The organism is Ectothiorhodospiraceae bacterium BW-2 (genome assembly GCA_008375315.1).
In the GTDB taxonomy this organism is placed as follows: Bacteria; Pseudomonadota; Gammaproteobacteria; order Thiohalomonadales; family Thiohalomonadaceae; genus BW-2.
The window spans coordinates 2,560,579-2,574,290 of record CP032507.1 but is presented as its reverse complement, the minus strand read 5'-3'; the positions used below and the strand labels follow the sequence as shown (position 1 = coordinate 2,574,290).

The following is a 13,712-nucleotide window of genomic DNA, read 5'->3' as shown; positions in this document are numbered from 1 at the left end:
GACGATGACCATGACCACACCACTCATCTTAATTGATGGCAGCTCCTACCTCTATCGCGCCTTCCACGCCATGCCGCAGCTCAGCAACTCTGCCGGTGAGCCGACCGGTGCCATCTACGGTGTTATCAACATGGTGCGCAAGCTGCAACAGCACTACCAGCCACAACAGATAGCAGTCGTCTTCGATGCCCCCGGCAAAACCTTTCGTGATGAGCTCTATAGCGACTACAAAGCGACCCGTTCGGCGATGCCCGACGAGCTGCGTGCTCAAATTGCCCCCCTACACCAAGCACTCACGGCAGCTGGCCTGCCGCTCTTTGTGATCGCCGGGGTCGAGGCGGACGATGTCATCGGCACCCTAGCCCGTCGAGCAGAGGCCGATGGCCAGAGCGTGATCATCTCTAGCGGTGATAAAGATATGGCGCAGCTAGTCAGTGACCACATCACCCTCATCGACACCATGAAAGGGAGCATAACCGACACCCAAGGCGTCGTAGAGAGATTTGGTGTCCTACCAGAGCAGATTATCGGCTATCTAGCACTCATGGGGGATAGTAGCGACAATGTCCCCGGTATCCCCAAAGTGGGTGAAAAGACGGCGGCGAAGTGGCTACAGCACTACGGCTCCCTCGATACCTTAATAGATCATGCCGCAGAGATTAAGGGCAAAGTGGGAGAGAGTCTGCGCAGCCACCTACCGCAGCTAGCGCTGGCGCGACAACTGGTGACCATTCGCTGTGATGTCGATTTAGGGGGCCAATGGCGCTCGCTAACAGCCCGACAACCACCCGACACCCAACAGCTACGGCAGCTCTACCAGCGGTTTGAGTTTAAAAGCTGGCTTAAAGAGCTACTAGAGAGTGGCAGTGAAGAGACTAGCTCGCCCCTCCCTATCGACCCCCAAAGCTATCCGCTAATTACTACCGAGGAGGCGCTACAGCAGTGGCTAACCGAACTAAACCAGTGCGAACAGTTTGCGTTTGATACCGAAACCACCTCATTAGACTATATTGATGGCCGCATTGTCGGCATCGCCATCGCGACCGCCCCTAATCGGGCGGCCTATCTCCCCCTAGCCCATAGCGGTGCCGGAAGCGAGCACCAACTCAATCGGGACGCTGTACTAGCCCAGTTTAAGCCGCTGCTAGAGGGTGAGACCCCGCTTAAATGTGGCCAAAACCTGAAGTACGATAGCCATATTCTACGCAACCACGGCATCACCCTGCGCGGCATTGGCGATGACACGATGCTGCAATCCTATCTACTCGACAGCACCGCGAGCCGTCACGATATGGATTCGTTAGCGCTAAAATATCTCGGTTATAAGACCATTAGTTACCAAGAGGTCGCCGGTAAGGGGGCGAAACAGATAGGGTTTGCCGAAGTAGCGCTATCCCAAGCGGCCCCCTATGCCGCTGAAGATGCGGCAGTCACCCTAGCCCTACAGCAGCAGCTAAGCCCCAAATTGGCCGCCGAACCGACACTGCAACAGCTCTACCGCGAGCTAGAGCTGCCACTTCTACCGCTACTCGTAAAGATGGAGCACCACGGCGTATTAATCGATACCTCTCTGCTCCGGCAGCAGAGCCTAGAGCTCACCGAGAAGCTAGCCCGACTAGAGCAGCAGCTATTCGACGCCGCCGGCGAACCCTTTAACCCCGCCTCCCCCAAACAGATTCAAGCGCTTCTGTTCGAAAAGCAGTCGCTACCCATCCTGAAAAAGACCCCCAAGGGGCAGCCTTCGACTGCTGAGGAGGTACTCCAAGAGCTCGCACTCGACTACGAACTGCCGCAGCTAATTCTACAACACCGTTCGCTCGCCAAACTCAAATCGACCTATACCGACAAGCTGCCAAAGATGGTTAACCCAACCACCGGAAGAGTTCACACCTCCTACCATCAAGCGGTCGCGGCGACGGGTCGGCTCTCCTCCTCCGATCCCAATTTACAAAATATTCCGATTCGTACTCCAGAGGGGCGGCGGATTCGTCAAGCCTTTATCGCCCCACCAGACCACTACCTCCTCGCCGCCGACTACTCCCAAATCGAGCTGCGAATTATGGCCCACCTATCGCAAGATAGCGGACTAGTTGCCGCCTTTCATGCCGGCGAAGATATCCACCGCGCCACCGCCGCCGAACTCTTTGCCACCGCACTCGATCAGGTTACCTACGAGCAGCGCCGCAGTGCCAAGGCGATCAATTTTGGGCTAATTTACGGTATGTCGGCCTTTGGTCTAGCCAAACAGCTCGGCATAGAGCGCAATGCAGCGCAAGACTATATCAATCTCTACTTTAGCCGCTATCCTGGCGTCAAAGCCTATATGGATCGTACCCGTGAACTGGCACGAGAGCAGGGCTATGTCGAAACTCTGTTTGGCCGTCGCCTCTACCTGCCGGAAATTCACTCCCGCAACGCCGCCCGCCGCCAATATGCCGAACGGACAGCGATTAACGCCCCGATGCAAGGCACGGCAGCCGATATTATTAAACGAGCCATGCTCAAAGTCGGCCACTGGTTATCTCAACAAGAGAGCACCACCCAACTACTCATGCAGGTTCATGACGAATTGGTGTTTGAACTGCCCAAAACAGCGTTAGAGAGCACTACCGCCACCCTTACCCAACTCATGGAGAGCGCAGCCGAGCTACGAGTGCCGTTAAAGGTTGAGTGTGGCCATGGCGAGAATTGGGATGAAGCACACTAACTTCCACCTTTAGGAGTAAAAATCAGATGTCACTAGCCGTTGAAGATTTAGAACAGATAGCCTCCCTAATTGATCAAAAGCTGCAACAGCAGCCGTGGCAAAAAAATGCCAATGTCCGTTATGAGATGGATATACGCGAACGCATGGCTCGCGTAGAGCAGGAGCTACTTCATCAACGAGAGTTGATGGAACAGGGCTTCGTGCAGATGGATAAGCGCTTTGAGATGTTAATCAACCAGATGGAGAAGCGTTTCGAACAGATAGATAAGCGCTTTGAGCAGATCGATAAACGCTTAGATCAGATGGATAAACGCTTAGATCAGATGGATAAACGCTTAGATCAGATGGATAAACGCTTAGATCAGATGGATAGACGCTTTGAGATGTTAACCGAGCAGATGGAGAAGCGTTTTGAGCAGATGGAGAAGCGCTTTGAGCAGATCGATAAGCGCTTTGAGATGCAAGCCGAACAGCTAGATAAACGCTTTGAGATGCAAGCCGAACAGCTAGATAAACGCTTTGAGATGCAAGCCGAACAGCTAGATAAACGCTTTGAGAGGCAGGAAAAGCAATTCAATCTGCGCTTTGAACAGATCGAAAAGCGGCTCGATCAGCAGCACCAAGAGATTGTAGCCATCCATCAAGAGATTAAAACCCAAATGCGCTGGTTTTTTGCCACCTCCATGGGAATAGGAGGATTGGTCGTTGCGATATTGCGCCTCTGGCCCGTATAGAGCAATTAACAGCAGTGGCTACGCCCTCCAAACTCAAGTTAATTATCGGTATGTCGGGCGGGGTGGACTCCTCCGTCGCCGCGCTGTTACTGCAAGCGCAGGGATACTCGCTGCGGGGGCTATTTATGAAAAACTGGGAGGAGGATGACCGCGACGACTACTGCGCTGCTGCAGTTGATCTCACCGATGCAACGGCAGTGGCAAAACAGCTAGAGCTGGAGCTACTGACCATAAACTTCGCTAGCGAGTATTGGGATCGGGTTTTTGAGCACTTTTTAGCAGAGTATCGCGTCGGTCGTACCCCCAACCCCGATATTTTATGCAATAAAGAGATTAAATTTCGTGCCTTTCTCGACTATGCCCTATCGTTAGGAGCCGATAAGATCGCCACCGGCCACTACGCCCGCACCCGCTACCGCGATGGGGAGTGGCAGCTACTGAAAGGGGTCGATAGTCATAAAGATCAGAGCTATTTTCTCCACGCCCTGAATCAATATCAACTCAGCCATTCGCTCTTCCCCCTAGGAGAGCTAACCAAACCCGAAGTGCGTCAATTCGCAACCGAAGCAGAGTTAGCCACTAGCCAAAAAAGGGATAGTACCGGCATCTGCTTTATCGGTGAACGGCGGTTTAGTGACTTTCTGCAACGCTACCTACCCGCCCAGCCTGGGGAGATAGTGACCGAAACGGGTGCGGTCATTGGTCAGCATCAGGGGCTAATGTTCTACACCATCGGTCAGCGGCAGGGGTTAGGCATCGGTGGACTAAAGGGCTATCCCGAGGAGCCGTGGTTTGTCGCCGCCAAAGATTTAACCCATAATCGGCTCGTAGTGGTGCAGGGGTATCACCACCCACGACTCTTCTATTCAGCGCTCATCGCCACCCAACAACACTGGATTAGCCCCACCCCTCCGGCTCTGCCGCTTCGGTGTCAGGCCAAAATTCGCTATCGACAGGCAGATCAACCCTGTACCATAACGGCGCTCGACCCACAACAGTGGCGGATCGACTTCGACTCACCACAACGAGCCGTCACATCGGGGCAATCTATCGTCTTCTACCAAGGAGAGATAACTCTTGGCGGGGCGATTATTGAGCGCGGCATAGACTAAGTAATATGGGCACCCAGCGGATGGGGTAACATTGCATGGCTGGCAACGGTCTGATGGCAAATTGTGGCAACGCAATTATTGAGAGGATAGAGAGCAAAATCATGCTACAAAAATTGTTCCAAAACCAAGTCCTAGCCAACCTGCTATTTGTGCTGGTGTTGGTGATGGGAACACTAGCCTATCTCGACCTGCCTCGACAGCAAGACCCGGAGATTAACTTTAACTGGATCAATATTACCACCCTCTGGCCTGGCGCAGCGGCGAGCGATGTGGAGAAGCTGCTCACCGATCCGCTCGAAGAGGCGATATCGAACCTAGCCGACATTCGTTTTGTTGACAGTAATAGTCGCCAAGGGCTTTCGTCCATCTTGGTACGCTTTGATGAGATCGACGAGCGCACTTTCGATAAACGGCTCAACGATCTGCGCCGCGAGGTGCAGAATAAGCAGCGAGAGCTACCCACCGATGCACTCGATCCGGTCATTAACGAAATCACCACTGCCAATGCTTTCCCCACCGCCATGGTGGTGGTCACTGCCCCTCGGTTCGATGATAATTTGCGCCGCCAAGGGGTACTCATTACTAAGGATCTAAAGCGACTCCCCGGCGTCAATGGCGTGACCGAAATCGGCCTACCCGATCCGGAGCTGCAAGTGAATCTCATTCCCGAACGGTTAACCGAGTTCGGCCTCTCCCCGATCGATATCGCCCATACCGTGAGCCTCAATTTTCGCGATATCGCCGCCGGAGATACCCAACAGCAGCAGCAGAGCTGGCTGATTAGGGTATTGGGCACCTCTGCCGATCCTGCCTATTTAGGCGCCATGCCGATTGCCACCGCACGAGGTGAAATTCGTCTCGATGAGGTCGCGGAGGTGGTACGAGCCTATGAAGATCCGACCTATCTCGCCAGCTACCAAGGCCAACCCGCCCTCTTTTTCGGTATCACCAAAAAGAGCCAGACCAACACTCTCGATATTCTGGCCGATATAAAAGAGTATCTTGAGACAAGAAATCAGATGAGCGAACTGACCGGTGTGAGGCTGATTTTGGCTGACGATCAGACCATTCCCACCCGTCATGCGATTGAGATTATGCAAAATAATGCCCTCATCGGCCTGCTGCTAGTTGTCTTGGTGACTTGGATATTTTTAGGATCACGCATCTCACTGCTGGTCTCTATCGGCATTCCGTTTATTTTGGCGGCGACCTTCTGGATCTTAGCCGCTATCGGTCAGACCCTCAATCAGTCGATTCTGCTCGGGGTGGTGATTGCGCTAGGTATGCTGGTTGATGATGCGGTAGTGATGGCCGAGGCGATCTACTACCGGCTCCAGCGCGGCGTTGATCGGCTTCAGGCGGCAATCGACTCGCTTAAAGAGATTTTCGCCCCAATAACCGCCGCCGTCTTAACCACTATCGCCGCCTTTCTGCCGCTCATGCTACTACCGGGAATTTTGGGGCAGTTTATGATGGTGATTCCGCTAGTGGTAACCCTATCGTTGGCAATATCGCTTATCGAAGCTTACTGGATCCTGCCGGCTCATGTGGTCGCCCAACACGGCAGTAGAGCAGACCGCCCGTCGCGACTACAGCCCTATCGCACCGCTATGACCCACTGGATCAGGATTAAATATACCCGTCTGCTACTACGGACGATGCGCTGGCCAAGGCTAACCCTTATCTCGGCACTCCTGATGTTTATTGCGATTCTTAGCGCCGTTAGTAGTGGTGTGGTAAAGATGGACTTTTTTGCCTCCGATCCGATTCGGCTCTTCTATATCACTATCGAGATGGAGCCCTCTACCCCACTCGCGCAGACGCTACAACAGAGCGAACGGGTCGAGAGAGTAGTCAGACACTATCTTCAACCTGAAGATGCCCGTGCCGTCGTCAGCTATGCCGGGATCGCGTTTACTGAAACCGCCCCTCTTATCGGCGAACACTATGGTCAGATAATGGTCAGCCTCCTACCGGAGCAGCCGGGGATGCGTAGCGTGGATCAGGTGATGGAGTCGATGCGCAGCGAGGTACTCACCATCCCCGGGGCGGTCAATATCTCCTTTGTACGACTAGCTGGCGGCCCGCCGGTAGAGAAACCGGTTAAAATCAAGGTTCGGGGCGATGACTATGACGAGATTCGTCAGGCTGCCGATAGGTTAAAGGCCGCCATGTTCCAGATGAGCGGTATTAAGGATATTAGTGATGATGCGGTCGCAGGGCGCATGGAGCTACGGCTACGACCCGACTACGACACCATTCGTCAGGTCGGTTTGAACGCCGAGACCGTTCGCCGCACCCTTCGGCTACTCACTGACGGCGAAGCACTCGCCTCAGTACAGTATGAGGGGGAGAAGTGGCCGGTACGGGTGCGCGGCCGCCCCGCTAATGTTGATGACATTGGCCAACTGCTACAACTCACCCTACCACTACCCGGAGGGGGAGAGATCGCGCTACGAGAGCTAGTTCAAGTCGAGAGTGCTCAGGGAGTTGGCAATATCCGCCACTACAACTTCCGCCGTGCGATAACAATCGAAGCCGATATCGACAAAAAGATCACCGATGAGGTCGCCGCTAACGGTGCCATTATCGACTACTGGGAGCGCGAACTACAATCGCACTACCCGAATCTAGCGATCGATACTAGTGGCGCACTAGATGATATTAACGAAGCCCTAGATAACATTATTGTGCTGTTTATGATGGGGGTGGGCATTATGTACATCATTCTCGGCACCCAATTTAACAGCTATTTTCAGCCGCTGGCGATTTTAGTGACGGTGCCGCTAGCCTTTACCGGCGTAGTGTTAGGATTAATCATCTCCAACAATCCGCTCAGCCTCTACACCCTCTATGGCGTGGTGGCGCTCGCCGGCATTGCGGTGAACTCGGCGATTGTCTTAATCTCCGCCGCTAATGATCGCCTCGCAGCAGGTATGAGCCTGCTGCACGCCACCCTCTACGCGGCTAGACGGCGGGTGATTCCGATTCTGATTACTTCACTCACCACGATTGCCGGACTCTTCTCGCTCGCTACCGGCTTAGGGGGAAAATCGCTGGTCTGGGGGCCGGTGGCGACCGCTATCGTCTGGGGACTCGCCTTCTCTACCCTTTTGACCCTCTTTGTCATTCCGGTGCTCTATCGGATCACGATGAGCCGCTCCCCGAGGCTCAAACGGTAGCCACCTAGCAATAAAGTTGTGTGCAAGCGGCGGCCAAATTGCGTACTATATCCCCCCTTGTTTAGCCCACTATAACTGGATGGAGTGAGTCTGTGCGTTCCCCCCTACCCCTACCCCTATTGCTGTTACTGTTAACCACCACACTCCTCGCAGGCTGTGCCACAACCCACTCTCTAAAGCCGCCACCACCGACCCCCGATCCGTGGGAGTCGATGAACCGCACTCTGTTTGCGTTCAATAGCGTCGTGGACAGCCACCTCATGCAACCGGTTGCCCGAGGCTATAAGGCGGTCACCCCGGGCTTTGTCGATACCGGCATTACCAATTTTTTCAATAACCTAGATGAAATAAGCGTCATGGCCAACAATCTGTTGCAGCTTAAACCGACACAGGCGCTAATGTCGGGTGGCCGTTTTGTCGCTAACTCCACGATCGGTCTATTAGGGCTAGTCGATGTCGCCACTCCGATGGGGCTTATCGCCCACGATGAGGATTTTGGTCAGACCCTCGCCGTCTGGGGAGTCGGCAGCGGCCCCTATCTGGTGCTGCCGTTTCTCGGCCCCTCAACCTTAAGAGATGGCAGTGCGACCGTCATTGAGTGGGCGGTGGAGCCTAGGCTCGAAGAGGAGTTACTAGAGGGGAGTCGCTACTCGCTACTTGCGCTCAATATTGTCGATACCCGCGCCGATCTCCTCCCACTAACCGACTCCATGCAGCGCACCGGCGGTGATGGTTATACCTTTATGCGTGAGGCCTACCTACAGCGCCGCAGCTACCAAATCTATGATGGCAACCCCCCTCCCCCCGAGATCGACGATGCCCTGTTCGGTTTTGAGGAGTAGCGACCCCTCTTTGGTGAAACGGGGGTCTATGCTACCCTTGCCTTTTATGAATGAGAGCAATTAACAGCTAATTAACCGAGTCACGACAATGATTGTTATCTTAAAACCCGAAATTACCCGTACTAGCCGCGAGTTCGACAGCATCATGAGCTTCCTGCTGACACTGCCTAACATTACCGTCCGCACTCACCAGGTTCATGGTGAGCGGCAGACCCTAACCGAACTCTACCTACTCGGCGAGACCGCCACCATTAATGATAGTGAGATTAAGACCCTTCCCGGAGTTGATCGGGTGGTTCGAGTCTCTAGGCCCTACCGTATTTTAGGGCGTCATCAACACGATGATCAGCGCCGCACCGGCTTTGAGTATAACGGCGTGACATTCAGCCAAGAGAGCCTCAATATCTTTGCCGGCCTCTGTGCTGTCAATACCCCCGAAGATGTCGAACTGATGATGAGGGCGCTACAGCAGCAGGGGCAGGTCTGCACCCGCATGGGAGCCTATAAACCGCGGACTAGCCCTTACGCGTTTCAGGGACACGGAGCGAGCTGCCTCCCCTATGTATTCGATATCGCGGGTAACTATGGCATTAAGGTGATCGCGATGGAGGTCACCCACGAGTCACATATTCACGAAATCAATAGCGCCCTAGAGCAGACCGGCCATCCGACCGGAGTGATGCTACAGATAGGCACCCGCAATACCCAAAATTTTGAGCTCCTTAAGGTGGTTGGCCGGCAGCAGGCGTTTCCAGTGCTGCTTAAACGGGGGTTTGGCATTACTCTCGATGAGTCACTCAATGCCGCCGAATATCTGGCTAGCGAAGGCAATGACCGAGTCATCTTCGGCCTACGAGGCATGAAGACCAACATGGGCGATCCCCACCGTAACTTCGTCGATTTTGCCCATGTTCCGGTCGTTAAACGGCTCACCCGTATGCCGGTCTGTATCGATCCCTCCCACTCGGTCGGCAGCCGCGAGGTCGGCTCAGATCGACTACTCGATGTAATGCATGTCACCGCCCAAGGGGTGATCGCTGGAGCTAACATGGTTTTGGTCGATTTTCATCCCCACCCAGCCAACGCCCTAGTCGATGGCCCGCAGGCACTGCGACTGAATGAGCTGCCCTACTTTATTCGGGATGTTGATATTAGCCGCAAAGCCTACCTAGAGCGCATTGCGCTCGCGGCTAGCCAAACCGATTAGTGAGAGAGCGCCTATGATGAGCAGCCCCACAGCAGCACCCGAGGGCGAGTTAGCCGCGCTACAGCAGCAGCTCCAGCGCCTTGAGCGGCGCCTAGAGCGGGAGCGCAACGCCCGCAAACAGGCCGAGCATCTGTTAGAGGGCAAAAGCCTAGAGCTATACAACCGCAACCAGGAGTTAACTCGTCTGCACGACTCCCTAGAACAGGAGGTCAAGCAGCGCACCCGAGAGCTAGAGATAGCCCGTGACAAAGCCTTAGAGGCTAACCGCGCCAAAACTAACTTTCTCGCCAATGTTAGCCATGAGTTACGCACCCCACTCACCGCCGTTATCGGTTTTGCCGAAAATATTAAAAACGGTATTATTGCGATCGATGAGGTCGATAGCGCCATCGAATCGATTATCGATAGCAGCTACCACCTATTAGGCGTCCTAAACGGCATTATTAATATTAGCGATATTGAGTCCGGCACCCTAACGAAGGAGCTCGCAACCGTACCGATTAAGCGACTGTTCGAGCTCATTCGCAGCAACTTTGGCGCCGAGGCGGCCAATAAGGGGCTTAACTTCGATCTGACCATTCACCCTAGCGTGCCCGAGCGAATTGTGACCGATCCGGTGATGTTCAAACAGATTCTGTTTCATATTACCCAAAATGCGGTCAAATTTACCCAACAGGGCAAGGTCAGCCTCGCGGTTAACCACCATCCGGCAAGTCGCCTGCTAGAGGTTAAGGTTGAAGATAGTGGCATCGGCATCAGCCCAGCTGATACTCCCCGCCTGTTTCGCCCCTTTACTCAGCTCGATGAGGAGAGTAATCGCCAATATGGCGGCAACGGCATGGGGCTCCACCTCTCCAAGCGACTGGCCAATCTGTTGGGGGGAGATATTACCGTCAACAGTACAAAGGGAGAGGGCTCAGTCTTTACCATCACCATTGATAGTGGCGATATGAACTCTATCGACAAGCGCGAACCGAAATCTAAAGTGATACCTATCATCCCCAAGCTGCAGGGCAAGGTACTCGTTGCCGATGACAGCCCCGTTAACCTACAGATTGTCACCACCCTCCTTAAGGCGTGCCAGCTAGAGATAGTCACCGCCACCAATGGCGAAGAGGCGGTAGAGGCGGCGCTAAGCGATAACTTCAATCTGGTACTGATGGATATTCAAATGCCCAAAATGGACGGTAAACAGGCCTTTGAACTGCTACAGCAGCTCGGTTTTTCGACCCCTGTGATCGCTCTAACTGCCAATGTCATGCCAGAAGATATGACTAACTACCAACAGCAGGGGTTCTATAGCTGTCTTGCTAAACCGATAGAGCAGGAGAAGTTTTTTGCCACTTTAGCGCAGACGATTCCAGCGGCAGCCGCCACCGCCCCAGCTAGCGAGGCGCTCCCTATTGAGGCGTGGATGGTAGAGCTTAGGGGGCAGTTTATTAATGAGTTACGCTCATTAAAACAGCAACTCCAGCAGGCCAGAGAGCGCAACGATACCACCGGCTGCACCAAAATCGCCCACCGTATCAAAGGGTCGGCCGGCAATGTCGGCTTTCATCGGCTAACGGATGAGGCGGGGGAGCTGCAAAGCCGCCTTAAGTCGCAGCGACTAGAGGAGTTGGTCTTGCAACTCGATCAATTTAGCGATCACATTGACCAATTGCTTGCCGAACACTCTCATGACTAAACTCAAACCGCTGCACATTTTTATTATCGATGATGCTAGCTCGACCCGAGAGACGCTACAGCTAGTGCTATTAAATATCTTTCGCGAAAACTACCCCCAGTGGCTAGTCAAGATTCACCAGGCCGAATCCTTTGCCGAGGCGCGACGCCATCTACTCTTCCAACAGGCTCATATCACCTTTCTCGATATTAATCTCCCCGATGGCAACGGGCTGCAGTTTATGTCAGAGTTAAAAGAGAGCCACCCTAAGATGGGGGTGATTATTATTAGCGGTGATGCCACCGTCGAAAATGTTAAAGCGGCGATGAGCTACGGTGCCTGTAGCTTTATCCTCAAACCGTTTAAACTGATTAAAGTCAAAGATTCGATTGAGCACTGTTTTAAAAAATATAACTTTTAGGGAGTCATGACACTAATGAAGGGTATGGTCTTTACCGAGTTTATGGAGATGGTCGCTACCACCTTCTCCGAAGATATTCTGGACGATATCATTGAGGCCGCCGAACTACCCCACGGCGGTAGCTACACCGCAGTCGGCACCTACCCCTATGAGGAGATGGTGCGCCTAGTGGCCGCGCTAAGCACACGGGTCGAGCTACCGCTTAGCGAGCTACTTATCACCTTTGGCGACTATCTGTTTGAACGCTTCTATCAGCTCTACCCGACCTTCTTTGAGGGAGTCACCAACGCCTTCGACTTTCTAAAAGGGATTGAAAGCTATATCCATGTCGAGGTGAGAAAACTCTACCCCGATGCCGAGCTGCCTACCTTCGAACACTCTGAACCAGAGCCAAACCGGCTAGAGCTAGTCTATCGCTCCCCCCGCCAGATGGGGCTCTTCGCCTACGGCCTGATTCGAGGCTGCATCACCCACTTTAATGAGCAGATTAGCATCGATTACGACGATCTCTCCGATGAGAGTGGCAGCTATATTATCTTTACTCTACAGCACCAGTAACTGCTGAGCCCTACGATCGCTCTAGTAGCTGCTGTAGCGCGTTAATCGATAGGGCTAACGACTGCTGTAGCTCCTCTAGTAACGGCCGCCATGGAGGGGTGTGATCCTCCTCCTCCATCTGGCTCTCAATTTGGCGCAAAGAGTGCTCCAGCCGCTTGAGGCCAATCATCGCCGCACTGCCAGCGAGACGGTGACTCAACTGGCGAGCACGACTCCGCTGCTGCTGCTGTAGCGCCCTTTGCAGCTCCTGATGGGGTAGCTGCCAAGTGGCCAGATACTGCTGTGCCAAATCGCACCAAATATCCTCCATGCCACCTAGCTGCTCTACCGCTAACGCCCGATTTAACAGCGGCAAAGTCGCCTCCCCCTCGCTCCCCTCTGCTATCGCAGACGGGCGGACAACATGGTAGTCGATAGCGGCGATTAGCTGCTCTAAATGGAACGGTTTACTAATATGCTCCACCATCCCGCAAGCAAGGCTGCGCTCACGATCCAGCTCATGCGCATGGGCACTCATCGCAATCACCGGTATATCGCGACAGTGGGGTAGCTGCCGAATATGGCTAGTCGTACTATATCCATCCATATTTGGCATCTGAATATCCATCAAAATGAGATCGACCGCTCCCCCCTGTTGTAGCAGCGCCAACGCCCGCTGACCATCGTCAACACTCGTCACAATCGCCCCACACCGCCTTAATAGCTGCTCTGCCACCTCTCGGTTTAGCGGGTTATCATCTACCACTAAGATATTGATCTGTAGCAGCGCCTTCGACTCACTCCGCTCTCTCCCCCCCACCTCGACAAGCGGTTGCGGCTCTAGCTCCCACTTACCCGCCTCGATTTTAGCCGGATCGAGTAGCTGATTAAGCAGCTTCAATAGATGATCTATCGAGCTATCGGCCTGATGCCACCACGCAAGGCTCCTCTCCCCCTGCGTCTCCTGCCGCAGTAGCTGTAGATAACCATTTAAGGTATTTAACGGTGTTCGTAGCTCATGGCTAAGATGGGCAAGTGAGTGTTGAAGGGCGTCATGATTGATAGTATCGCGACGGGCACAGCTCGCCTCTAACCGCTGCACTAGTCGCTGCTGCTGCTCTAGCGCTAGCTGCAGATCGCGGTAGCGCCGCCTACAGCTCAACAGCGCGATAACTAGCCCCCCACCGACTAGCGCCACCAGTGCACTATACCACACAAGAGCCCCCCCCCTAAGAGCCGATAAAATAGAGAAGCAGCTCATCGCTAGCCCGACTTATGGTACAATTCAGCCATTAACTTAGCCC

The 13,712-nt window shown here is 53.8% G+C and carries 10 protein-coding genes; 9 read left to right on the top strand and 1 reads right to left on the bottom strand.

Annotation, left to right across the window (positions count from 1 at the left end; genetic code table 11):
* Positions 1-4: 4 nt before the first annotated feature.
* From polA to D5085_12320, 9 genes are all read left to right on the top strand, one after another.
* Complete coding sequence (gene polA, locus D5085_12360; GenBank protein QEP45151.1) at positions 5-2,707, top strand: DNA polymerase I; 2,703 nt, start codon at positions 5-7, stop codon at positions 2,705-2,707.
* A 26-nt stretch (positions 2,708-2,733) separates the two neighbouring features.
* Complete coding sequence (locus tag D5085_12355) at positions 2,734-3,441, top strand: hypothetical protein (protein QEP43845.1); 708 nt, start codon at positions 2,734-2,736, stop codon at positions 3,439-3,441.
* A gap of 14 nt (positions 3,442-3,455) precedes the next feature.
* A complete protein-coding gene (gene mnmA, locus D5085_12350) occupies positions 3,456-4,553 on the top strand; it encodes a tRNA 2-thiouridine(34) synthase MnmA (protein ID QEP43844.1) in 1,098 nt (365 codons plus the stop codon).
* Between the two features lie 101 nt (positions 4,554-4,654).
* The gene (locus tag D5085_12345; protein QEP45150.1) at positions 4,655-7,735 is read left to right on the top strand and encodes an efflux RND transporter permease subunit; all 3,081 of its coding nucleotides are present in this window, start codon (positions 4,655-4,657) and stop codon (positions 7,733-7,735) included.
* Between the two features lie 212 nt (positions 7,736-7,947).
* The gene (locus D5085_12340; protein ID QEP45149.1) at positions 7,948-8,577 is read left to right on the top strand and encodes a VacJ family lipoprotein; all 630 of its coding nucleotides are present in this window, start codon (positions 7,948-7,950) and stop codon (positions 8,575-8,577) included.
* An 88-nt stretch (positions 8,578-8,665) separates the two neighbouring features.
* Positions 8,666-9,784 carry a 3-deoxy-7-phosphoheptulonate synthase gene (locus D5085_12335; protein ID QEP43843.1) on the top strand — a complete coding sequence of 373 codons (1,119 nt, stop codon included), beginning with the start codon at positions 8,666-8,668 and terminating at the stop codon, positions 9,782-9,784.
* Positions 9,756-11,471 (top strand): response regulator, encoded by a 1,716-nt coding sequence (locus D5085_12330; GenBank protein ID QEP43842.1) that lies wholly within the window; start codon positions 9,756-9,758, stop codon positions 11,469-11,471. The genes D5085_12335 and D5085_12330 overlap by 29 nt, the downstream gene beginning before the upstream one ends.
* Positions 11,464-11,871, top strand: coding sequence for a response regulator (locus tag D5085_12325; GenBank protein QEP43841.1), 408 nt, complete (start codon positions 11,464-11,466; stop codon positions 11,869-11,871). The genes D5085_12330 and D5085_12325 overlap by 8 nt, the downstream gene beginning before the upstream one ends.
* A 15-nt stretch (positions 11,872-11,886) precedes the next feature.
* Positions 11,887-12,429, top strand: coding sequence for a hypothetical protein (locus D5085_12320; GenBank protein ID QEP43840.1), 543 nt, complete (start codon positions 11,887-11,889; stop codon positions 12,427-12,429).
* Between the two features lie 10 nt (positions 12,430-12,439).
* On the opposite strand, the gene D5085_12315 is transcribed toward D5085_12320, so the two are convergent.
* Positions 12,440-13,669 (bottom strand): response regulator, encoded by a 1,230-nt coding sequence (locus D5085_12315; GenBank protein ID QEP43839.1) that lies wholly within the window; start codon positions 13,667-13,669, stop codon positions 12,440-12,442.
* Between the last annotated feature and the right edge of the window lie 43 nt (positions 13,670-13,712).

Bases quoted from the DNA above. Each gene is read 5' to 3' on its own strand.
- polA (QEP45151.1), top strand. From the start codon at position 5: ATGACCATGACCACACCACTCATCTTAATTGATGGCAGCTCCTACCTC.
- D5085_12355 (QEP43845.1), top strand. From the start codon at position 2,734: ATGTCACTAGCCGTTGAAGATTTAGAACAGATAGCCTCCCTAATTGAT.
- D5085_12345 (QEP45150.1), top strand. From the start codon at position 4,655: ATGCTACAAAAATTGTTCCAAAACCAAGTCCTAGCCAACCTGCTATTT.
- D5085_12340 (QEP45149.1), top strand. From the start codon at position 7,948: ATGAACCGCACTCTGTTTGCGTTCAATAGCGTCGTGGACAGCCACCTC.
- D5085_12335 (QEP43843.1), top strand. From the start codon at position 8,666: ATGATTGTTATCTTAAAACCCGAAATTACCCGTACTAGCCGCGAGTTC.
- D5085_12325 (QEP43841.1), top strand. From the start codon at position 11,464: ATGACTAAACTCAAACCGCTGCACATTTTTATTATCGATGATGCTAGC.
- D5085_12320 (QEP43840.1), top strand. From the start codon at position 11,887: ATGAAGGGTATGGTCTTTACCGAGTTTATGGAGATGGTCGCTACCACC.
- D5085_12315 (QEP43839.1), bottom strand. From the start codon at position 13,669: ATGAGCTGCTTCTCTATTTTATCGGCTCTTAGGGGGGGGGCTCTTGTG.